Annotated in this window: 19 protein-coding genes; 9 read left to right on the top strand and 10 right to left on the bottom strand. The window is 70.4% G+C overall.

The features are described 5' to 3' along the window. The first annotated feature begins 7 nt into the window (after positions 1 to 7). The gene (gene cysI, locus VZL07_RS26505) at positions 8 to 1,696 is read left to right on the top strand and encodes an assimilatory sulfite reductase (NADPH) hemoprotein subunit (RefSeq protein ID WP_426750525.1); all 1,689 of its coding nucleotides are present in this window, start codon (positions 8 to 10) and stop codon (positions 1,694 to 1,696) included. Positions 1,697 to 1,740: 44 nt separating this feature from the next. Here the strand turns inward: cysI and VZL07_RS26500 are convergent, their stop codons facing one another. Continuing rightward, positions 1,741 to 2,703: a class I SAM-dependent methyltransferase gene (locus VZL07_RS26500; protein WP_426750524.1), complete on the bottom strand. Its 963-nt coding sequence runs from the start codon at positions 2,701 to 2,703 to the stop codon at positions 1,741 to 1,743. 45 nt (positions 2,704 to 2,748) lie between these two features. Here VZL07_RS26500 and VZL07_RS26495 point away from each other — a divergent pair, with 45 nt between their 5' ends. Next, a complete protein-coding gene (locus VZL07_RS26495) occupies positions 2,749 to 3,867 on the top strand; it encodes a hypothetical protein (RefSeq protein ID WP_426750523.1) in 1,119 nt (372 codons plus the stop codon). A gap of 75 nt (positions 3,868 to 3,942) precedes the next feature. Here the strand turns inward: VZL07_RS26495 and VZL07_RS26490 are convergent, their stop codons facing one another. Further along, the gene (locus VZL07_RS26490) at positions 3,943 to 5,577 is read right to left on the bottom strand and encodes a transglycosylase SLT domain-containing protein (RefSeq protein WP_426750522.1); all 1,635 of its coding nucleotides are present in this window, start codon (positions 5,575 to 5,577) and stop codon (positions 3,943 to 3,945) included. A 389-nt stretch (positions 5,578 to 5,966) separates the two neighbouring features. On the opposite strand from VZL07_RS26490, the gene gspC reads away from it, so the two are divergent. Next, complete coding sequence (gspC, locus tag VZL07_RS26485) at positions 5,967 to 6,839, top strand: type II secretion system protein GspC (RefSeq protein WP_426750521.1); 873 nt, start codon at positions 5,967 to 5,969, stop codon at positions 6,837 to 6,839. Between the two features lie 14 nt (positions 6,840 to 6,853). On the opposite strand, the gene VZL07_RS26480 is transcribed toward gspC, so the two are convergent. Both VZL07_RS26480 and VZL07_RS26475 read right to left on the bottom strand, forming a co-directional pair. Further along, positions 6,854 to 7,717: an NAD-dependent protein deacetylase gene (locus VZL07_RS26480; protein ID WP_426750519.1), complete on the bottom strand. Its 864-nt coding sequence runs from the start codon at positions 7,715 to 7,717 to the stop codon at positions 6,854 to 6,856. A gap of 134 nt (positions 7,718 to 7,851) precedes the next feature. Beyond that, on the bottom strand, positions 7,852 to 8,901 hold the full coding sequence (locus VZL07_RS26475) for an AbrB family transcriptional regulator (protein ID WP_426750518.1): 1,050 nt from the start codon (positions 8,899 to 8,901) through the stop codon (positions 7,852 to 7,854). 93 nt (positions 8,902 to 8,994) lie between these two features. On the opposite strand from VZL07_RS26475, the gene VZL07_RS26470 reads away from it, so the two are divergent. The 3 genes from VZL07_RS26470 (at position 8,995) to VZL07_RS26460 (ending at position 12,681) form a co-directional block, all read left to right on the top strand. Next, positions 8,995 to 9,468 (top strand): GNAT family N-acetyltransferase, encoded by a 474-nt coding sequence (locus VZL07_RS26470; protein ID WP_426750517.1) that lies wholly within the window; start codon positions 8,995 to 8,997, stop codon positions 9,466 to 9,468. 99 nt (positions 9,469 to 9,567) lie between these two features. Beyond that, entirely contained in the window at positions 9,568 to 11,142 is a 1,575-nt protein-coding gene (locus tag VZL07_RS26465) for a DUF1570 domain-containing protein (protein WP_426750516.1), read from the top strand. Between the two features lie 153 nt (positions 11,143 to 11,295). Continuing rightward, positions 11,296 to 12,681 carry an aldehyde dehydrogenase family protein gene (locus VZL07_RS26460; protein WP_426750515.1) on the top strand — a complete coding sequence of 462 codons (1,386 nt, stop codon included), beginning with the start codon at positions 11,296 to 11,298 and terminating at the stop codon, positions 12,679 to 12,681. Positions 12,682 to 12,690: 9 nt separating this feature from the next. On the opposite strand, the gene coaA is transcribed toward VZL07_RS26460, so the two are convergent. Continuing rightward, positions 12,691 to 13,647 (bottom strand): type I pantothenate kinase, encoded by a 957-nt coding sequence (gene coaA / locus VZL07_RS26455; protein ID WP_426750513.1) that lies wholly within the window; start codon positions 13,645 to 13,647, stop codon positions 12,691 to 12,693. Between the two features lie 69 nt (positions 13,648 to 13,716). Continuing rightward, the gene (locus tag VZL07_RS26450) at positions 13,717 to 14,448 is read right to left on the bottom strand and encodes a M90 family metallopeptidase (RefSeq protein WP_426750511.1); all 732 of its coding nucleotides are present in this window, start codon (positions 14,446 to 14,448) and stop codon (positions 13,717 to 13,719) included. 130 nt (positions 14,449 to 14,578) lie between these two features. Between VZL07_RS26450 and VZL07_RS26445 the strand changes: the two genes are divergently transcribed. Then, positions 14,579 to 15,937, top strand: coding sequence for a BamA/TamA family outer membrane protein (locus tag VZL07_RS26445; protein ID WP_426750509.1), 1,359 nt, complete (start codon positions 14,579 to 14,581; stop codon positions 15,935 to 15,937). 70 nt (positions 15,938 to 16,007) lie between these two features. Here the strand turns inward: VZL07_RS26445 and VZL07_RS26440 are convergent, their stop codons facing one another. Next, positions 16,008 to 16,319 (bottom strand): hypothetical protein, encoded by a 312-nt coding sequence (locus VZL07_RS26440; RefSeq protein WP_426750507.1) that lies wholly within the window; start codon positions 16,317 to 16,319, stop codon positions 16,008 to 16,010. Between the two features lie 344 nt (positions 16,320 to 16,663). Here VZL07_RS26440 and VZL07_RS26435 point away from each other — a divergent pair, with 344 nt between their 5' ends. Together VZL07_RS26435 and VZL07_RS26430 are read left to right on the top strand one after the other, a co-directional pair. After that, positions 16,664 to 16,921 carry a DUF504 domain-containing protein gene (locus VZL07_RS26435; protein ID WP_426750506.1) on the top strand — a complete coding sequence of 86 codons (258 nt, stop codon included), beginning with the start codon at positions 16,664 to 16,666 and terminating at the stop codon, positions 16,919 to 16,921. A gap of 36 nt (positions 16,922 to 16,957) precedes the next feature. Further along, a complete protein-coding gene (locus VZL07_RS26430; protein ID WP_426750505.1) occupies positions 16,958 to 18,118 on the top strand; it encodes a serine hydrolase domain-containing protein in 1,161 nt (386 codons plus the stop codon). Between the two features lie 146 nt (positions 18,119 to 18,264). Here the strand turns inward: VZL07_RS26430 and VZL07_RS26425 are convergent, their stop codons facing one another. The 3 genes from VZL07_RS26425 to gor all read right to left on the bottom strand — a co-directional run bounded on the left by VZL07_RS26425 (position 18,265) and on the right by gor (position 21,844). After that, on the bottom strand, positions 18,265 to 19,053 hold the full coding sequence (locus tag VZL07_RS26425) for a nucleotidyltransferase domain-containing protein (RefSeq protein WP_426750504.1): 789 nt from the start codon (positions 19,051 to 19,053) through the stop codon (positions 18,265 to 18,267). Further along, complete coding sequence (locus tag VZL07_RS26420; RefSeq protein ID WP_426750503.1) at positions 19,050 to 20,345, bottom strand: DNA polymerase beta superfamily protein; 1,296 nt, start codon at positions 20,343 to 20,345, stop codon at positions 19,050 to 19,052. Before VZL07_RS26420 ends, VZL07_RS26425 begins: the two co-directional genes overlap by 4 nt. 77 nt (positions 20,346 to 20,422) lie before the next feature. After that, complete coding sequence (gor, locus tag VZL07_RS26415; RefSeq protein WP_426750502.1) at positions 20,423 to 21,844, bottom strand: glutathione-disulfide reductase; 1,422 nt, start codon at positions 21,842 to 21,844, stop codon at positions 20,423 to 20,425. Positions 21,845 to 21,856 lie beyond the last annotated feature (12 nt).

The raw sequence follows: 21,856 nt of genomic DNA, 5'->3' as shown, positions 1-21,856 counted from the left end.
CAACGACATGAGCAACCAGCCCAAGCCGCTCTCCGAAGTGGAGCACATCAAGGCGCAGAGCCGCCTGCTCCGGGGAACCCTGGCGGAGAGCCTGCAGGACCCGGTGACGGGTGGCCTGGCCACGCCGGACACCAGCCTCATCAAGTTCCACGGCAGCTACCAGCAGGACGACCGCGACGTGCGCGAGGAGCGGCGTCAGCAGAAGCTCGAGCCCGACTACAGCTTCATGCTCCGCACCCGCCTTCCGGGAGGCGTCTGCACACCCGCCCAGTGGCTGGCGATGGACGCGCTGGCGAAAGCGCACGCCAACCACACGCTGCGCATCACCACACGGCAGGCGTTCCAGCTCCACGGCGTCATCAAGGACGACCTCCAGGCCACCATCGCGCGCATCAACGAAGCGATGATGGACACCCTTGCCGCCTGTGGTGACGTCAACCGCAACGTGCTGTGCAACCCCAACCCCGTGGACTCGCGCGTCCACGAAACCGTGTACCAGTGGGCGGTGCGCATCTCCGAGCACCTGCTGCCGAAGACGCGCGCCTACTACGAAGTCTGGCTGGGCAAGGAGAAGGTGGCCGGCGGCGAGGACGAGCCCATCTACGGCCCCACCTACCTGCCCCGGAAGTTCAAGACCGCCGTCGCGGTGCCGCCCCTCAACGACGTGGACGTGTTCGCCCAGGACCTGGGCTTCATCGCCATCATCGAGAACGGAGCGCTCGTGGGCTTCAACGTCTCGGTAGGCGGCGGCATGGGCGCCACGCATGGCGACGCGGCCACCTATCCCCGACTGGCGGACGTCGTCGGCTTCATCACACCGGAGAAGACGCTCACCGTCGCCGAGGAGGTGGTGAAGATTCACCGCGACTTCGGCGACCGGGCGAACCGCAAGCACGCCCGCCTGAAGTACGTCCTGGAGGAGCGCGGCGTCCCCTGGTTCACGTCGGAGCTGGAGAAGCGGCTGGGCTTCGCGCTCGAGCCGGCGCGCCCCTTCGCCTTCGAGCACAACGGGGACCGCTTCGGCTGGACGGAGGGCCATGACGGCCGGTGGCACCTGACGCTGCACCTGGACAGCGGCCGCGTGGCGGACCGGCCTGGCGCCCCGCACCTCACCGGCCTGCGGGAAATCGCGCGCATCCACACCGGGGACTTCCGCCTCACCGCGAACCAGAACCTCATCATCGCTGGAGTGCCCGCAGAAGCCCGGGCCACCATCGACGCGCTGGTGGCCGCGCATGCGCTGGACAGCTTCCGCAGCGTCAGCCCCGTGCGCCGCAACGCGCTGGCGTGCGTGGCGCTGCCCACGTGCGGCCTGGCCATGGCCGAGGCCGAGCGGTACCTGCCCACCTTCGTGGGCCGCGTGGAGGAGCGCCTGCGCGCCCATGGGCTCCAGGACGCCAACCTGCTGCTCCGCATCACCGGGTGCCCCAATGGCTGCGCGAGGCCGTACCTGGCGGAGGTGGGCCTCGTGGGCAAGGCGCCAGGCCGCTACAACCTGCACCTGGGCGGCGATGCGCGCGGCCAGCGCCTCAACCGCCTGTACCGGGAGAACATCGACGAGGACACCATCCTCGCCGCGCTGGAGCCCCTGTTCGCGGACTACGCGCGGGAACGGCAGCCCGGTGAAGGCTTCGGTGACTTCGTGGTGCGCGCGGGCCACGTCCCGGCCCCGAGCGCCTCGCCACGTCCCTCCTGAGCGGACACACAGCCTGCCCGGCGAGACATCCGGGCAGGCTGTGCTCAGCCGCCCGCGTCGCGCACCGCCGTGAGGAGCAGGTCGTACTTACCGCCCAGGAAGGTGCGGAACCCGTGCTGGTGCAGGTAGCGGCGGTAGAAGGACAGGTCCTTCACCAGCAGCGAGAGGTCGGGCTCGCGAAGGTTCCGCACCCGGGCGCCGTAGACGACCTCACCATCCCGGAAGCGTGAGTTGGGGAAGCCGAGCAGCAGCGCCGAGCTCGGCTCCAGGTGTTCCTGCACGAGCTTGCGCAGCAGCGCGTGGTCGTCCACGCCGGGGCTCTGCAACGTGCCCACCGACACCACGAGGTGGAAGCGGCCCAGCCCCTCTGGCAGCGCGTTGAGGTCCGCGACAACGAACGCGTGACGCGCATCCGGGAAGCGAGCACGGGCCTCCGCGATGGCGCTCGCGCTGTGGTCCACGCCCACGAAGCGCACGTCCGGCGTGCCTTCCAGCCACGAGAAGGCCGCCAGCTCATCCCCACGATTCACCCCCAGGTCGAGCACACGGGCGGACTCGGGCAGCCGGATGCGGCCGAGCGCGTCGAGCCAGGGCAGCAGGAAGCCCGCGTCCTCCAGCTTCCGAAGCCGAGCGAATGCGGACGCGGCGCCGTAGCGCTCCTGCGCGGGCGCGCCCCCCTCCACCTCGCCGCCCACGTGCCAGGGCGCCTCGGGCCCCAGCCGCTCGAAGGTCAGCGACACGTGCGTCCCATCCACCGCGCGAGGCGTCCGCAGCCGGCACCCGAGCCCCTCCGCCAGGTCGCACCAGCTCCGCAGGGGACGATGGACCAGCGTGCCCCCGGGGCCCACCTGCTCGCCGGGGTAACAGCCCCGCCCCAGGTCCGGGTCAGGGACCTCGATGCTCACCGAGCCCGCGCCAAGCCGCTCCAGCAGATGTCGATGGATGACGACGAGGGGCTCGTCGTGGAAGCGGCGAGGCTGCGCGGAAGGCTCGGTGGGGCTCGGCATGACGCCAGCAGCCTATCGCGGCACCTCTCCTGTATCGTTCGCCCCATGCATCGGTTCCGCTCCACTCCCGCCTTGCTCGCCGCCGTGGCGCTCATGGGCTGTCAGTCTGGACAGGACAACAAGACGCCCGCGCCACCTCCCGCCACCACCGCCCCTGCCCCCACACCGCAGGTGCCCGCGCCGGCGCCAGCGAAGCCCGCGCCCCCGCCTGCCCCCACCGTGGAGCTCGGCTACCTCAAGCCCACCGAGGACGCCGAGCACTGCGAGTGGATGCGCCAGCCCCTGCCGGGCACGCCCACGCGCGTGTTCCGCTTCGACGCCTACTGCGACCGGTCCTCGGTGTCGTGGAGCCCGGATGGGAAGCAGGGGCTCGTCTTCACATGGCCCTCGGGCGAGGGCGAGGTGCCCCGCGCCTGGCGTGTGGACGTCGACGCGAAGTCCGGCCAGCCGCTCGACCTGAAGACGCTGCCTGGAGGCAACAGCGCGGGTGAGCCGAACGAGCCTTATGTGTCCCGCCTCGGCTTCGATGCCCAGGGCCGTCCCGTCGCGCTCGTCTACGTGGCGTTCGAGGCCAAGGCCATCAAGAAGGGCGCGCTCACCTTCGCCGGCGAGAGCTTTCCCGTACCGCCCGGCCCGGGCGTCCCGGGGCTCGCCCTGGCCTTTCGCCTGGAGGACGGCGGATGGAAGCGCATCGAGGCCAAGGTGAACCGTGTCCAGGAGGACACCACGTCCGACCACGGCCTGCTCGACGCCGAGTCGACGCTCACGCCGGTGTGGACTGCCTCGCCGCCTGGCCAGCTCCTGGGGACGCGCGTCCCCGCGGCCACGGCGCAGTCATTGGATGCCCAGGCACCTGGCATCTCGAAGGACGGCTGGTGGATGGAGCTGCCCGGCCCGGGCGGCACGCTCTATTTCCGGGCCCGCCAGGAAGGCCCCCTGACCATGATGGGCCAACCCCTGCTCTGGGCACGCGGAGACGAGCGTGTGTCCCTGAAGGACCTCACGGAGCCGGACGCCTACCTGAGCTTCCTGTTCGACCGGGGCCTGCTGCTCGTGACGTCGTACGGTGGCTATGCGGCGGCCACCGTCTGGAACCCGGAGACGCGGCAGCGGGTGACGTCCATCCCGGACGCCTATGCGCCCGCCTTCTGGCCCGCGCGCTGAGCCACGGCGCCAGAAGACAACGGCCCGGCCACCGCGAGGGGGACCGGGCCGTGCGCGGAACGTCGACCGGAGGAGCTACGCCGGCCCCGCGCCGTTGTACCAGCCGGTGATCTTCCGCACGTAGTCCTGCGTCTCCTTGAACGGCGGCACGCCACCGTACTTGCTCACGTTGCCCGGCCCCGCGTTGTAGGCCGCGAGCGCCAGGCGCACGTCGCCATTGAAGCGCTTGAGCTGCTGCGAGAGGTACTTGGTGCCGCCCTCGATGCTCTGACGCGGGTCCGTCCGGTTCGTGACGCCCAGGTCGCTCGCCGTGCCGGGCATCAGCTGCATCAGCCCCACGGCCCCCGCACCCGAGCGCGCGTTCGGGTTGAAGGCGGACTCCTGCTGGATGACCGCCTTGATGAGGCGCGCGGGCACGTCGTACTTCCGCGACATCTCGTTGATGAGGTTGTCGTACTTGTTGGACGAGAAGCCGCTCAGGTCGTTGTTCCCCTTCGCCGGCCCCGCGTTGCCCGTGCCCTGCGTGCCCCCCGTGCCGCTGGTGGAGCCGCCGCTGGCCACTTCGGCGCCCAGCTTCGAGAACGCCGCGCGCGTCAGCGGGCCGTAGTAGCCCGTGTTGGGCACGCCGTTGGCGGCCTGGAACTCCTTGAGGGCCGCCTCGGTGCGGGGGCCAAAGACGCCCGGGCCGGTGTTCATCTCGGCCTGGGTCATGTAGCCGCCCTTCACCAGCGCGCTCTGGAGCTTCTCCACGGCGGGCCCGCGAGCGCCCTTCTCCAGGTCGCGGCCGGGCAGCGCCATGCCCTTCACCGAACCACCCGAGGTGGACGGCGGCGTCTCGCCAGAGCCCTGCGTACCGCCCGTGCCGTTCGTGTTGCCCGGACGCGGGTTGCCGCCCGAGAAGGTCACCAGCTCGCCCGTCGTCTTGTAGCCCTGGGGGCCCCCCGTCAGGCGGCTGCCCTGGACGTTGAGGGTGATCTCCTTCCCGGTGGCCGGATCATTCGCGTAGTAGACGGGCTTGCCGTTCTGCGTGCCGCGGCCGGTGATGGTGATCCAGTGGTCGGTGCCATTCGCGCCACCGCCGCTGCCCGCCTTGTAGTCCACGCCAACGACCACCGGCCGGCCGGCGTCGATCTGCTTGTTGATGGTGTCGAGCTTCCACGCCTGCTTCGCCGCCCCCAGGCCGCCCATGGCCGCCGCGGAGCCCCACTTGAGCGCGTTGCCCGCATAGCCGTTGTTGCGGTCCAGGTAGGCGTCCATCTCGCCCGGGTTGATGGTCTTCCCGGTGATCTTGCTCACGGCCATCGCCGTGGCCGTCATGGCACAGCCCGCCGCGGACAGGCTGGAGCTGGTGCCCAGCCGCCGCGAGCCCCACTGCGCATCGCCCTGCTTGTAGAGCGGCGTGCCGTCCCTCGACGTGGAGAAGGTGCGGCCATCGTCGTCGCGAACCTGGCCGTTGGCGGCGCGTGCCGTCGGCGGTGCCGCCGTGAAGGTGTCGCCGCCCGCGGGACGGCCAGCCGTGCCGGCGCCCGAGCTGGCTCCACCCTGTCGCGGCGCGCCCTCGAAGGCGTCCGGAATGGTCAGCTTCTGGCCCGTCCGAATCTTGTTCGGGTCTGAGATGTCATTGGCCTTGGCCAGCGCGGAAACAGACGTGTTGAACTGACGCGCCAGCGCGCTCAGCGTGTCGCCACTGCGGACGGAGTAGGTCTTCACGGCCAGAGCTCTCGTCACCCAGACAGACAGGTGCGTTGGGGGGATGCCACGATTGTCGGCAGCCGCGAGCCGAAGTTGCCTCGTGCCTCAACGAACGCTGGTGTCGGAATTGTCAAATCTGACCAAATCCACCCAGCCATTTCCCCGCCACAAGCAGTGTTGGTTTCCAAAGACAGCGGACAAATGACACGCCGCACAATTTGTGACAGTTCTGTCAAAGCGCCTTCTGACAGCTTGTCACGCACGCGTCGTGACTTCGTGACAGGGACAGCGGCGCGCGGAGTCTGCGCACGAAGCGCTCCGAGTGAAGGAACGCCCACGGCCCCCGTGGCCTCGTGATTGCTCAAGGCCTCGTGTCACTCCCATCCCGCACACGGAGACACGCACTCATGGCCTCTTTCCCGCGCAGGTCCTTCTGGCTCGTGACCACGGGCTTCATCGCGCTCACTGCGTTGCTCGTGGCGAGCACCACCAACCTGTTCGTCGAGTTCTCGCTCTCGCCTCCGGTGCCAGGTGTCGCGGATGTGACTTCATCCCCCGGCAAGCTCGACGACGCGCCCCGGACGCCCCTCGAAGGAGAACGCCTGGCCCGCCTCACCGGCCTCCGGCTGGGGAAGCCCTCCACGACAGGTGGCCCCGACGCTCCCCCCACCGCGGCGATGAACACGTCGCTGCGCTTGAAGCTGCTGGGCACGCTGGTGGCGCATGACTCGCAGTGGTCGCTTGCCTCCGTCGAGGACCTGGACGCCAGGCGCATCCGGAGCGTGATGACCGGCGACGAGCTGCTGGGCGCCCGCATCGTCTCCATCGAGCGGGAGCGCATCACCTTCTCCATCGACGGCCGCGAGGAATACCTCCAGTTCACCCGACATGGCGCCACGCCCCTGGCGCCCGTCCTGGCGAACGTCGCGCCCCTGGATTCGGGCATCCGCGCCGTGGGCGAACACACCTACGAGGTGTCCCGCCGCAGCATCGACGACGCGCTCAACAACATGGATGGGCTGCTCAGCCAGGCGCGCGTGGTTCCCGCCTTCCGTGACGGCAAGCCCCAGGGCTTCAAGCTCTACGCCGTCAAGAAGGGCTCCCTCTACGAGCAGCTCGGAGTCCAGACGGGGGACGTGCTCCGGCGCATCAATGGCATCCCGCTCGACAGTCCCGAGCGGGCCCTGGAAGCCTTCACCCTGCTGCGCGGGACACCGCACATCGAGCTCGACATCGAGCGCGGCGGAGCCCCCATCCGCAAGGTCTACGACATGAGGTGAGCCCCCGCTGCCGCTCAGCTCCGGGCCAGCGCCTCCGCGAGCCGCGGGAGCGCGTCCCCCGCCCGGGCCTCCAGGTGGACGTCCGCCAGCTCCACACCGCGGCACTCGCCGATGTTGAGGATGGCAATGGGCATGCGCCGCTCCGAGGCCCGCACCAGGAAGCGGTAGCCAGAGAAGATGGCCAACGACGAGCCCACCACCAGCAACGCATCGCCCTCCTCCAGGAGCGCGAACGCGGCCTCCACCGTGGGCGCGGGCACGTTGTCGCCGAAGAAGACGACATCCGGCTTGAGCGTGCCGCCGCAGCTCAGGCACGCCGGGACCTGGAATGAGGACAGCTGCTCGGAGGACAGGTCCGCGTCGCCGTCGGGCCTCAGCACCAGCACCTCGTGGGAGAAGCCGGGGTTGAGCGCCAGCAGCCGCTCCTGCAAGTCCGCTCGCGACTCCTGGGCGCCGCAGGCCAGGCAGCGGACCCGGGCCAGCGCGCCATGCAGCTCGATGACCCGCGAGCTGCCCGCCGCGTGGTGAAGCCGGTCCACGTTCTGGGTGATGAGGCCGCGCACATGCCCCGCCTGCTCCAGCGCCGCGAGCGCCGCATGCGCCGCGTTGGGCCGGGCCGAGGAGAAGCGCGGCCAGCCCATCAGGCTCCGCGCCCAGTAGCGCGCCCGCGCCTCGGGCCGCGTGAGGAACTCGCGATGTTGGATGGGGTTGCGCGCGCGGGCCCGCGTCCCTGGCCCCCGGTAGTCCGGGATGCCCGACTCCGTGCTGCACCCCGCACCGGTGAGCACCACCGTGCTGCGGCGCCGGAGCAGCGCGGCCAGTGCCTCCACGCTCGGGTTCGCGTCGGAGGCAGGCAGGACATCGTGCAGTGAGGTCATCGCGGCCTACATACTAACCGCGTAAACCCAGCGCCGCCGGATGTCGGCCCTCGCTGGGGTCTCCTGCCCTGAATGTGTCGTGCCTCGCCCCCTGCATCCTGCTCGGCCGGCAGGCAGGCAACCCACCGAGCACCTCAGCTCTCACGCGAGGGCGAGAGGCGGCGCAGGAAGGACGGCGCGACCAGGAAGATGAGGAGCACCCGCCCCACCTGGACCGCCAGGACGACGGACAAAGTGGCACGCGTTCCCAGCGCGATGGCCAGCACCGAATCGGCGCCGCCGGGCGAGGTCGCGAAGTAGGTGGTGATCAGGTCCACGCCCGAGGCCGCGGACCACCCCCAGGCGAGCAGCAGGCAGCCGGCCACCATCGCCACCGAGGCCACCACCGCGACGTGAGCGACCCGCTTCAACTCATGGATGGCCGAGGCATCGAACTGGCTGCCCACGCGAACGCCCAACGCCCACAAGGCGAGCAGCAGGACACCCGGAGGCAACGCGCCCACCGGAACCCCCAGGGCCGTGAGCGGGATGCCCAGCAGCACGGGGCCCAGGAAGGAGCCGGCCGGCAGGTTCAGCCGCAGTCCCAGGAAGCTCCCGACCGCGCAGACGCCCGCGGTCGTCAGCCACGCCAGCAGCGGCGAAGGCGGGCCGGGCAGGTCCGCCGCCCGGGCGAGCACCTCGTCCGGGGTGTCCCCCGCCCATCGGCCCACCGCCACGGCCACCAGGATCACGATGCACAGGCGCATGTACTGGAAGAGCGTCACCAGCCGGGCGTCCGCCCCCAGCTCGTCGCTCAGCGCGACCATCGCGGACGCGCCCCCGGGCATCAGCCCCAGGGTGGCCGTGCGCGGGTCCAGGTGCCCCAGCCGCGCGCACACCAGCGCCACGCCCTGCGCCACCGCCACCACGCCCACCACGGCGGCAAGCGACACCGCCCAGTTGTCCGCGAGCGCGCTCCAGGCCTCCGGCGAGAAGGACGCGCACAGCGCGCCACCGAGCACGGACTGAGACACCAGCATCCCTCGCCGCGACACCGGGGCATGCACGGACAGCGTCAGCGACGCCACGATGGACACCAGCATCGAGCCCAGCAGCGCGCCGGCTGGCAGGTGGGCGAGCTCGGCGAGCCCCGCGGCGAGCAGCGACACCACGGTGACGGCCACCACCCGGCGTGACTTCATCATCACGGCACCCAGGGTATCAGCCGGGCCTGCGAGACGCGCCGGATGCACGGCGAGAGAGGTCCGGCCCGCTTACCCGTGCTAGACGGCCACCTCATGCGAAGCTGGCAGTGGAAGTCCTTCCAGGCCCTGTCACTGGACGAGCTGTACGACGTGCTCGCCCTGCGGCAGGAGGTGTTCGTGGTGGAGCAGCGCTCCATCTACCAGGACGTGGACGGGTTCGACCGGGGCGCGGAGCACCTGCTCCTCCATGACGAATCCCAGGACACTCGCGTGCTCGCCGCCTACCTGCGAATCCTTCCCCCGGGCCTGAAGTACCCCGGGGAGAGCAGCCTGGGGCGCGTGGTGACGTCGCCCCGCGCACGCGGCCTGGGACTCGGACGCGAGCTGGTGGCGCGCGGCATCTCACGCCTGGACAGCCTCTACCCGGAGGCGCCCATCCACATCGGCGCCCAGCACTACCTCCAGCGCTTCTACGAAGGCTTCGGCTTCCAGGCGCGAGGCGACGTGTACGACGAGGACGGCATTCCCCACATCGACATGGTGCGGACAGCGAGCGGCCAGCGCTGACGCGCCCTGACGCGTCGCCCGCCGCTATGCCCGCGGGGGCCGGACGTTACACTGGCGAAGCGCCGGGGACCGCGCCCTGGCCCAAGGAGACAACCCGACTTGCGCCACGGCCTCGCGATGGGGGCATTGCTCGCCCTGCTCTCCACCACCCAGCTCGCGTGCGTCGTGGGCCCGCGCTTCACCACGTGTCCCGGCGAAGGGGGACGCCCCTGGGTGCGGCTGGACAGCGACCACTACACGCTCCACACGGACCTTCCCGCGGAGGACGCCCGCGAGGCCATGCGGCGGCTGGAGCGGACCCGCGCCGCCATCCTCACCGCGATGTGGCCCCAGGCCCAGGGCCAGCAGATGACGAAGGTGGACGTCTACGTCCTCCAGAGCCCACGCGAGTTCGAGGGCCTCTACCCGCGCCGCGTGCGGGCCTTCTTCCACCGCTCCGACAGCGAGGCGCTCATCGTCCTGTCGGGGCGGCCCCGGACGTGGGACCGGCTCTTCGCGGGCCTCTCCCTCTCCACCTCCTCGCCGCTGAACCATGAGCTGGCCCACTACCTGAGCGCCTATACCCTCTCCCGTCAGCCCCGGTGGCTCTCGGAGGGGCTGGCCGAGTACCTGGAGACGCTGCGCCTCTCCGAGGACGGGCAGACGGCCGTCGTGGGCTCGCCCCACTGGGAGGCCATCATGGTCATGGGCTCCTGGCTCAACGCTGTCCAGCGGGGCCTGGCGCGGGGCTGGACGATGCAGCGGGTCCTCCAGTGGGACCGGACGCTGGAGGCGCGCGAGCAGGACAAGCAGGTCGGCGCGAACTACGCGGGCAGTTGGCTGCTGGTGCACTGGCTCCTGAACGAGCGCCCCCGGCCCTTCGCCGAGTACCTGGCGCTGCTCAACCAGGGCGTCGCCCCCGATGAGGCGCTGGCGCGGGCGCTCCCCGAGCTGACCTCCCCCGAGCTCGACGCGCTGCTCTACGAATACGTGCGCAACCGCCGCTTCGTGGAGCGCACCGTCACCGTGCCGCCCGTGGGCACGGGCTTCGTCGAGGAGGTCATCGACGACGCCCAGGTCCACGCCATCCGGTCCAAGCTGGCGGCGCTGGGCGCGGCCCTGGCGCACCGGGAGCCCTTCATCTCCAACCGGCAGAAGGTGGCCAAGGACGAGCTCGAGGAAGCCCTCCGGCTGAACCCCACCGGGCTGCTGGCGCTGTCGGCGAAGCTGCGGAGCGCGCCAGAGGGCGAGCGTGTCGCCATTGCCCGCGAGGCGGTGAAGGCGCATCCCACGGAGGCCGGGGCCTGGTTGATGCTGGGGTCCGCGCTGCGCCACGAGCCGCTCGCCCACGAAGAGCGCGAGTCCGCCTACCGCGAGGCCCTCAGGCTGGACCCACGCAATGCCCATGCGGCGCGCGAGCTGGCCTGGATGTTCGTCACGCAGGGCCGGGCCGAGGAAGCCATGCCCCTGGCCCGCTGGGCCGTGACGCTTGCCCCCTGGAGCCCCAACGCACTGGACACGCTGGCCCTGGCCCTGGCCGGAAGCGGCGCATGCGAGGAAGCCCTCCAGACCGAGCAGCGGGCGCTGGAGCTCATCCAGGAAGAAGGCGTCCCGGAGCTGGAGCGGACGCTCGAGCGCCGCATCGCCGGGCTCAAGGACGGAACGCTCTGCGGAGCCCCCACCCCGGACGCCTGAGGCCCGCCTGTCCGCGGGCCGAGGGCGCGCTCCCGGAGTCGACGGACCGGCAACACTTCCCTGGCGACATCTGTCGCGTACCGCACGCGCCGGCCCCTCCGCGCCCAGGCGGGCCCATGACGCCATGCGCCTTCGTGGCTTTCCTGCGAGGCCATGAACACGCACATCGTCGACAACCCCTTCACCGGCGACGTCGCCGCGTCGGTCGAGTTCACGCCGCCCGCGAAGCTGGACGCCGTGCTGGAGCGCGCCCGGGCCGCGTCGCGCGCCCTGCGCTCCCTGCGCGTGGAGGAGCGCGTGCAGCTGGTGCTGCGCGCCTGCGAGGCGATGGAGAAGCACACCGAGGCCATTGCCCGGGACATCACCCGGCAGATGGGCAAGCCCCTCTCCCAGGCGCGGAGCGAGGTGGGCGGCATGGCGGGCCGGCTCCGCCACATGGCCGCCATCGCCGCCGAGTCGCTGGCGGACATCGTCCTGCCGCCCAAGGACGGCTTCGAACGGAGAATCGCCAAGGAACCCCTGGGCGTGGTCCTGGACCTGCCCGCGTGGAACTACCCGCTGCTCACGGCGGTGAATGCCATTGCGCCGGCGGTGCTCGCGGGCAACGCCGTCGTGGTGAAGCACTCGCCGCGCACCCCGCTGTGCGGCGCCCACTTCGCGCGCGCCTTCGCCGAGGCCGGCGCGCCCGAGGGCACCGTGCAGGCCATCTTCCTGGACTACCCCGGCACGGAGCAGCTCGTCGGCGACGCGCGGGTGGACCACGTGCTCTTCACCGGCTCGGTGCTCGGCGGCCACAGGATTCAGGCCGCCGCGCGCGAGCGCTTCCTGCACATCGGCCTGGAGCTGGGGGGCAATGACCCGGCCTACGTCGCGCCGGACTGCGACTTCGACAAGACGGTGGAGAACATCGTCGACGGCGCCATGTACAACGCCGGGCAGAGCTGCTGCGCGGTGGAGCGCGTGTACGTGCACCGCTCGCTGTACGAGCGCTTCGTCGCCGCCGCGGAGCCGCTCGTGCGCGCGTACGTGCTGGGTGACCCGGAGTCCGAGCAGACGACGATGGGGCCCATCGCCCAACCGTGGCACCCCGCCGAGCTCCAGGCCTTCGTCCAGGACGCCACCGCCCTGGGCGCCCGGCTCGTCGCGGGTGGCCAGCCCACGCAAGTCGAAGGCCGGGGCCGCTTCTTCGGGCCCACGCTGCTCCGGGACGTGAGCCCCCAGGCGCGGCTGATGCGCGAGGAGTCCTTCGGACCGCTGCTGCCCGTCGCCCCCGTCGACTCCGACGAGGAGGCCGTGGCGCTGATGAATGCCTCGCGCCTGGGGCTCACCGCGAGCGTCTGGACGTCGGACCGCGAGCGCGCGGACCGGCTGGCACGGCAGCTCGAGGCGGGCACCGTCTACATGAACCGCTGCGACGCGCTGGACCCCGCACTGCCCTGGAGCGGCGTGAAGGACTCCGGCCGCGGCGTGACGTTGAGCGCGCTGGGCTTCGACGCCCTGACGCGGCCCAAGGCGCTCCACTACCGCCTGCGCTTCTGAGACGCGGCGCTACATCTTCCGCAGGCGCACCCGCTTCACCTTGTGGTCCGGTCCCTTCAGCAGGATGAGCCGGGCGCGTGAGCGCGTGGGCGCGATGTTCTGGGCCAGGTTGGGGCCGTTGATCTCGCCCCACACCGACTCGGCCATGGCCACCGCCTGCTCATGGCTCAGCTCGGAGAAGCGGCGGAAGTAGCTGCGCTCGTCGCGGAACGCCGTCTGCTGGAGCGTGAGGAAGCGGTCCACGTACCATCGGCGGATGTCGTGCTCGTGTGCATCCACGTAGATGGAGAAGTCGAAGAAGTCGGAGAGGAACGTGGTGGGGAGCTGCTTCCCCTCCTGCGCCCCCGTCTGCAGGACGTTGAGCCCCTCCAGGATGAGGATGTCGGGCTGGCGAATGACCTGCGCCTCGCCGGGCAGCACGTCGTACACGAGGTGCGAGTACACCGGCGCTGTCACCTCGGCGCGCCCGGCCTTCAGCTCCGCCAGGAAGCGCACCAGGCCTCGCCGGTCGTAGCTCTCCGGGAACCCCTTGCGCTTCATCAGGCCGCGCTCGGTGAGCACGCCGTTGGGGAAGAGGAAGCCGTCGGTCGTCACCAACTCCACGCGCGGGTGGTCCGGCCACCGCTTCAGCAGGGCCTGGAGGATGCGCGCCGTCGTGCTCTTGCCCACCGCCACGCTCCCGGCGATGGCGATGATGAACGGCACCTTCTGCACCGTGCCGCCCAGGAAGGCCTGCTGGTCCGCCCACAGTCGCTGCGCGGCGGCCACCTGCAGGTTCAACAGCCGGGACAAGGGCAGGTAGACGTCCACCACCTCGTCCAGGTCCAGGTGCTCTCCCAGCCCCCGAAGCCCGTCAATCTCCGAGGACTCCAATGAAAGGGGCGTGGTGGCACGCAGCGCCCGCCAGGCATCCCGTTCCAGGTCGATGAACATGGATGCGGACGGGCTACTGGGGGATGAGGCCATGGATTCCACTCCAGGAGATGAACATCCAGGCCGCCGCGTAGCACAGCCGGAGCCTTCGCGCTCGGACGTTCAGGTGCCAGTCGCCGGGTCCCAACCATAGAAGCGCTTCAGCTCCTCATAGAGCGCCGGTGTCTTCTCCCTCATTTGCCGGGGTTTCTCGAAAAACGACTCGGTGGCCACCGCGAAGAACTCGGCCTCGTTGAGGCTCCCGTAGTCGTCCAGGACCTGCCGCTCCAGGCGGCGGCCCTGCTGGAGCTTGTGGAAGTGCTCGCTCATCACCGAGCTCCAGGCCCGGTAGTGCGAGTACGCCCGCAGGTTGGGCGTACCATCGAAGGCACCGTCCGCCCGGTCCAGCACGTGCGCGAACTCGTGCGTGGCGGTGTCGTGGCCGTCCACGGGGTTGCGCAGCCCCGCGAGCACCGACTCCCACGACAGGATGACCGAGCCCCAGTTCTTGGCCTCTCCCAGCACCACGCCCGTGCGGTCCGGGATGCGGAAGGCGCCGGGGTAGACGATGACTTCCCGCAGCCGGTCGTAATACCCGAGGTCCAGGTGCAGCACGAGCTGCACCGCCGTGGCGGAGATCACCACGCGCATCTCCTCGGTGACCTCCAGCCCGCCCGCGCCAATGAACTCCTTCTCCCACGCGAACACCTTGAGCTTGTCCAGGAAGGACTGCCGCAACGGGGGGGACAGCGTGCGGAAGAAGGGCACGCGCGCGTCGAGGTGGCCCAGCCAGGCCTCGGGAAAGGGCCGAAGGAGCAGGCGCCGCCGCTGGAACTGACGGAGGAAGGAGACCATACGCCCAGGCATAGCAGACGGGCCGTGTCCGGAGGTGCACCTCCCAGGGTGAAACTCAAGGTAAGTTCCGCTTCGCGGGCGCTGGCCGGCGGCCCCTTTCACGGACGTGCAACGAGCGATGAGCAGACGCGTGTGGGTTGGATGCGCGGCGCTGGTGATGAGCCTCCTGGCGCCCCGGGCAACTGCGCAATACACGGAACCGGACCCCGTGGTGGACGAAGTCGTGGTGCGAGGACCGGAGAAGACCCGTCCCGAGACGGTGCGCGCCTATGCGCGCGTGGATGAAGGAGACCCGCTCACCCAGGAGGACCTCGCCAGGATTGAACGCCGGCTCGTCGCCACGGGCCTCTTCCAGGAGGTGAAGGTGGACTTCGAGCCCGCCGGCCCAGGCCGGGTGCGGCTGATTCTCGAAGTGGAGGACAAGGCGTCGTGGGTGGTGGCGCCCACCTTCGTGTTGCAGTCGGACAACGTGGGCGGCGGCGTGCTGTACGCGGAGAACAACCTGTGGGGCCGCAGCAAGAAGTTCGCGACCGCGGCGCAGGTGAGCACGGCGGAGAGCGGCATCTTCGCGGGCTTCCTGGACCCGAACCTCTTCGGCCTGCCGCAGCTGCGCTTCAGCCTGGAAGGTCAGCTGCGCAGCGACCGGGTGGACGAGTACCGGCCCGGCTCCGGCCAGCGGCGCCCGGAGGTGGTGCGGCGGACACGCATGAACTCGGCGTCCATCGCCGGAGAGCTGGGCTTCCTGCTGTTCGAGCGGGTGCGCGCGGCGGCCAAGTACCGGCTGATGTCCATCGACGCCAAGTCCCCCGACGCCAAGGAGGAAGTGACCACGCCCGTCTTCGCCCTGGGGCCCGCGCAGACGGACGCGTCGCTGCGGCTGATGGTGGGCGTCGACACCCGGCAGAACCTGCACGCGGTGATGGAGGGGCTCAACCTGGAGGCCTCCTACGAGGTCTCCAGCCCCGACGTCGGCAGCGACTTCCGCTACGAGCGCTTCGGCCTGCTGTACCGCCACGGCCTGCGGCTGGTGGGTGAGCACAACCTGGTGCTGCGCGGAGAAGCCGTCGCCGGCGTGGACCTGCCCTTCCATCAGGAGCTCGTGATGGGCGGCAACTCGCTGCGCGGCTTCGTCTACCGCCAGTTCCGAGGCGACTCGCGGCTGAGCTTCACCGCCGAGTACCACTTCCCCCTGTTCACGGTGAGCCCGCTGTCCTTCCGCGGCGTGGCCTTCTCCGACACCGGGGTGATGATGTGGCGGAAGCTGCCCGGGAGCGGAGAGCTGCGCGACGTGAATGGCCGCGTGGTGCGCAGCTACCTGCCGGGCTCGGAAGGAGGGCTGGGGAACGCCACCGTGGCCCAGGGCGTCGGCGCGGGCCTACGCCTTTACCTGCGCAACATCGTGCTCCCGCTGGTGGGCGTGGATGCGGCTTACGGCGTCAACTCGGGTGAGTTCCGCTTCTACCTCGTCGCCGGCGTGAATCCGTCCTGATACGCCGAGGGCACTTCAAGCTGCGCGGCGGATGGGCACTCCAGAAGGAATGCCCATCCGTCGTGGCGGCTCAGAAGGCGGAGAAGCTCGCGTACTCGCCCGGCTGGAACGTCCTCAGCGTGCCGAGCCAGATCTCCTGTCCGCTGCAGTCATCCGACCAGTAGGCAATCACGTTCTCGACGTTGCTCCACCCCACGAGCGACGTGGCGGTGGCTGGAAACGCATGGCACCCGCCGGCAGGGTCCGGGAAGTTCGCCACGGGGGTCATGAAATCGTCGCTGTAGAAGGTCAGGCCCGACTCCCAGTTGATGGCGGGGGCAGCGGACGCGACGGTGGCAACGGCGATCACGGCAAGAGCAGCACGAAGAGCGACTCTGCGCATGATGACTCCCTCCCAAGACGCGAATATCCTGCAATCCAAGGCTGACGCACTCCACAGAGGGATGCAACTAATAATGCCTTTCAAAGTCAGCTATCCAGCATATACCAAGAGGTGTGCCGGATGGGCTCGCGCCCAGGAGCCGGGCGTCAGTGCTTCTCAGCGTGAGCAATGACCGCCCCCCCACACGGGGACAAACCCTGAGCGGCCCTCACGGATGTGCCCCCGCCGTGTCAGGAGCGACGTGTCAGACGGTCCCCAGGTAGGCCGTCGGGTGCGCCGCGCCAGGTCCCGGTGACATCAATGAGGACGGGCGCGGTCCCACCCTTCCTCCTGCGAGCCCGGCCATGTCCCACGAGCGCTTCACGACCAGCCGCGAGGTCTACCACCGCATCCGGTGGGACGAGCGGTTCAACCCACGCGAGTTCATCATCGGGTATGACGCCCATGGCGAGACGCTCGAGGAGATGCCATTCGACGCCTTCGTCCCGGATGGTGAGATTCCCTGGCACCGCGTCTGGTACTTCAAATGGCGCCATCAGGTCGTCTGGGACCGGCGCGAGCGCCTGAACCTGCTTGATTCTTCGCAACCTCCGCCGGGGTAGCCGTGTTGATGGGGCTTGGAGGCGAAAATCACGCACATGCTTCGAGCCCTGTTGGCCCTTGCTGGAGTCGTCTTGTTTGCCTGTGGTGGAGCGGACACGCCCGCGCCCGACGCAGGTGTCCCGGAGCCCGACGCCGGGACGCTCAACCCCGATGCGGGTGAGCCCACGGCTGACGCGGGCGTTCCGGAGCCGGACGCCGGCTCCCCGTGGGATGCCATAACGGCCGTGCTGGAAGCGCACGTCGCCGACGCCGGTACATCCGTTCCCGGCGTCGGGCTCGCCATCTACGACGCTCACGACAACAAGGTTTACGAGCGCATGGTCGGCGACTTCGCGCCGGACCGCCGGGTAGCGGTAGCCTCGGCGTCGAAGATGGTCTCCGGCACGCTCATCTTCGAGCTCATCCGGCAGGGCCACCTCTCCCTGGATTCCACCACCGGCGAGGTGCTCGGCTGGACGGGTGACAAGGCGGGCATCACCCTGCGGCACCTGCTCTCCTTCACGTCGGGCCTTGCCCCCGGCCATCACTGCACGCTCCAACCCGGCATCACGCTGGCGGCGTGTGTCGACAGCATCGCCAACACCTCGCGGGTCGCGCCGCCCGGAACGCGGTTCGACTACGGCAGCACCCACCTGCATGTCGCGGCCCGCATGGCGGAGGTGGCGACGGGCAAGACGTGGAACAACCTCTTCGCCGAGACGCTGGCGCAGCCCCTGGGGCTGCCCTCGGACGTGGCGTACTTCACGTTCCCCAACCAGCCGATTGGCACCACCAATCCCCTGGTGGCGGGTGGCCTGCGCGCGTCCATGGACGAGTACGCCCCACTGCTCGCCATCGTGTTCCACCGCGGCGTCTACGCGGGCCGGACCTTCGGCACGCCGGAGCTGTTCGACGCCCAGGCCATCGAGCCCTACCCCGACGTCATCATCGGCAGCTCGCCCTCGGCGGACATGGGGCTGGGCCTGCGCTACGGCCTGGCAGCGTGGCTGGAGTGCCCGACACCCGCGCGGGGCTGCGCCGTCATCAGCTCACCGGGCGCCTTCGGCTGGACGCCCTGGGTGGACCGCGAGACGGGCTACTACGCCGTGCTCGGCATGCACCTGGAGCGCGATGACCCGGGCGCGGGGGTCGTCAGCTTCGCGATGAACCTCTCCATGGCGGTGAAGCCGCTCATCCGAGCGGCAATGACACCCTGAGGAAGCGGCTCGCCCCCCTGCTCCGCCGAACGATTTGCATCCTCTCCGGGTGGAAATGCGCTCCCTCCAGGGACGAAGAGCCCCCGAAGTTCCGCCTTCGGAGGCCCAGCATCCCTGCCTGGCGGCGATGCTGCCGGAGGGAGCAGCTATCCGCCGAAGTTCCTCCGCCGGAGGTCCAGCATCCACGCTTCCAGCGCGGCCACGGCCTCGGCGGGAGGAACCTCGGGGAGCACGGACTCCGCCCGCGCGGCTTCGAGCACCTCGAACGAGCGCGCCACCTCGCCGCGCCACTTCACACTGAGCTCCTCGGGGAGCTCGCTCTTCTCCCCGCGGAGCTTCTGCTCCACCAGCGCATGCGCGTCCTCGAAGCCATACGGCGCCAGGAGCTCCGTCACGTCCGTCTCCACCACGCCCGTCCGCAGCGCATGCGTCCCCGTCAGCGTGGTGCGCAGGACGTAGAGCAACCGCTTCGCGGACCGGAACCCGCTCTTCTCCCACTCGCGGAGCTGGCCCTGGCCAAAGCCGTGGTAGTGCCGATGGATGCGGCGGGACAGCACCCCGCGCACCAGCGGCCGCAGCGCCTCCAGCTCCGGCGACTCACGCAGCGGGATGGCGCCCAGCACCCGCTCCAGGTAGTTCCCATTGCCCTGAAGGATGCCCTGGAGCACGGGCAGCAGCTCATTGGAGGAGTAGTCCACCTCCACGCCCTCCACCACCTCCAGCCGCTCCGTGGGGATATGCGTGGGCTGGAGGCCGAGCAACGTGGCGGTGGGCGCGACGTGGATGGACTTCAGGTCCAGGTCACTGTCCGGAGAGGGGAAGCCATAGGCATGCGCGCCCGAAAGCGACACGACCAGGTGCGAGCGGCGGCGGGACTCTTCGTCGAGCACCCGGTCCGCCATGGCGCGCTGATGTTCCGTCAAGGTGCCCTTCATTCCATCTCCCTCCACGTCATGGCCGGGGCCTCCGGGGCATCGCGTCCCAGGGGGCCGGGCTCCTTCATCACCCAGCGTCGTGCGAGCTCCTCGCCCACGCGCCGCAGCAGCCGGTCCGCGCGCGCATAGTCCGGGTGCTCCGGCAGGCGGCTCTCCCGGTGCGCGGCCTCCAGCTCCGGGGCCATGGCCTCCGCGTCCCGCAGCACATCCTCCAGCGGCACGCGGCCGGCCTTGATGTCCAGCAGACGCCCCTTGAGTGCGCCCGTGGCCTCGAAGGCGGGCACGCCCTCGCGCAGCCACCCCGTCGCCGTGGCCACCAGCCGCAGCAGGTTGTAGGCGTTCTTCGGCCGCAGCTCGCGCGCGGACGGAGGCCGCTGCCCGCCACCACGCGCGTATTCGGTCAGCGCCTTGAAGTCGTTGGCCGCCAGCAGCCCCTGGTCCCAGAGCGAGCGATAGAGCTGCTTCACGTACGTCTTCGCCGCCAGCAGCGCATCCCGGGGCGTCCGCGCTTCACGCGGCGACACGGCCGACAAGCGCCGCGCCACTTCATCCAGGTCCGGCGCGGGCTCCTCGCACAGCCACGCCAGCAGCAGGTCCCGGTGCTCCGCCAACCGCTGGCTGCGCGTGAGCTTGTCGAGCTGGCTCATGGCGTAACGCCCGAAGCTGCCGAACAGGGCCTTGGACACGAAGGCGTCGCGCTCCTCCAGGAGCCACGCGCCCACCGGGTCCAGGGCCTTCGCGCCGGGGACGAAGAGCGTCTCCAGCGTGTTGGGGTCCGCGCGCAGCGCCTGCTCCACCGTCTTGTGGACCTCCCAGTACGTGGTGCTGCCATCCGCGCTCACCAGATCGCGCGGCGGCTCCGCGAGCCCGAAGGTCCAGGGCAACGGCAGGGCGAACACGCCGCGCACGTCCACGTCGGAGCGCTCGTCCGCCAGGCCCCATGCATGACTGCCCACGCGCGTCTCCAACACCACGCAGGGTGTCAGCGCGCTCCACGCCGCCTCGCGGCGCCGGGCGAACTGCACCTGTCCCGGGCGCCGGGGCACCAGCTCGTCGCGGGCGAACCAGACCTCGCCCACGCCGACAATCTGCACGTCGAAGCCGCCGTCATGCGCGCGCACCACCCGGCCCACCACGCCCTGTGGGATGCGGCGGCCACCCGAGGCCAGTCGCTCCACGCGCGTCGTCACCTCGGTCCCGTGAGGCAAGGGCACCGACAGCCGGTCCACCTGCTCCAGGCCTCGGATGCGCGCGGCGCCAGCGCCGGGGGACTCCGTGGGAGAATCACTCATGGCTCACCTCGGGGGGGGGCGGAAGCCGCCCAGGGACGCCGGCACGGCTCCGCGCCTGACCGGCCTGGCACGGGGCGTCACCGACGGGGTGGCGGCACCACCGCATCGTGGCCCATCTCCGAAGCCAGGCGCTCGTCGGGGTCGGGCCGCTTGTCGCGCAGGGTGACGAACTCCTCGGCCGCGGTGGGGTGGATGCCCACGGTGGAGTCGAGCTGCTTCTTGGTGACGCCACACTTCACCGCCACGGCCAGCCCCTGGATGATTTCCGGCGCGTCCGTCCCCACCATGTGGCAGCCGAGCACCCGGTTGGACTCGCGGTCCACCACCACCTTCATCATGGTGCGCTCGTTGCGTCCGCTCAGCGTGTGCTTCATCGGCCGGAAGCTGGTGACGTAGATGTCCAGCTTGCCGTGCCGCGCCTTCGCCTCCAGCTCCGTCAGCCCCACGGAGGCCACGGGCGGCTGGCTGAAGACGGCGGACGGCACGTTGGTGTGGTCCATCTGCATCGGGTTGTCATTGAAGAGCGTCTCCGCCAGGGCCCGGCCCTCCGCGATGGCCACTGGCGTGAGGTTGATGCGGTCGGTGACGTCTCCCACCGCGTAGATGCTCTCCACCGAGGTGCGCGACCACTCGTCCACCACCACCGCGCCCCTCGCGTCCAGCACCACGCCGGCTTCCTCCAGCCCCAGCCCCACGGTGTTGGGAATCCGGCCGGTGGCGAAGAGCACCGCGTCCGCCTCCACCGTCTCGCCGCCGCCCGTCAGCAGGCTCACCCCGCCGTCCTCGCGCTTCTCGATGTCCCGGATGAAGGTGTCCGTCATCAGGTCGATGCCCTTCTTCCGCATCTCCTCCGTGAGGAAGGAGCGCACGTCGTCGTCGAAGCCGCCCAGCACGCTCGCGCCGCGAATCAGCATGGTCACCGTCGCGCCCAGGCCATGGAAGACGCCCGCCAGCTCCACGCCGATGTAGCCGGCCCCCACGATGGCCAGCCGCCGGGGCAGCTCCGGCAGGGACAGTGCCTCGTCCGAGGTGATGGCGTGCTCGATGCCCGTGATGTCCGGCGGCAGGTACGGCCGGGAGCCGGTGGCCACCAGGATGCGCTCTGCCGTGTACTGCTTCCCCGCCACCTCCACCGTGTGGGGGTCCAGGACGCGCCCTCGCCCCTCGAGCAGCGTCACGCCCGAGTCGCGCAGCAGCCGCGCATACACCCCCTTCAGCCGCTCCAGCTCCTTGTCCTTCGCCGCCAGCAGCTTGCGCCAGGTGAACACCGGCTCCTGGACCGACCAGCCGTAGCCCTCCGCGTCCTGGAACTCCTCGCGGAAGTGCGAGCCATACACCAGGAGCTTCTTGGGCACGCAGCCCCGGTGGACACACGTGCCGCCCACGTCGCGGTCCTCACACACCGCGACCCGGGCGCCGTGGGCCCCCGCCCTGCGGCTGGCCGCCACGCCGCCAGAACCGCCGCCAATGGTGAACAGGTCGAAGTCGTAACGGGCCATGCGCTCTCGCTC

This window comes from Pseudomyxococcus flavus (assembly GCF_050038885.1).
GTDB classification, from domain to species: domain Bacteria; phylum Myxococcota; class Myxococcia; order Myxococcales; family Myxococcaceae; genus Myxococcus; species Myxococcus flavus.
The sequence above is the reverse complement of the archived record's forward strand: the minus strand, read 5'-3'. Positions and strand labels throughout refer to the sequence as shown.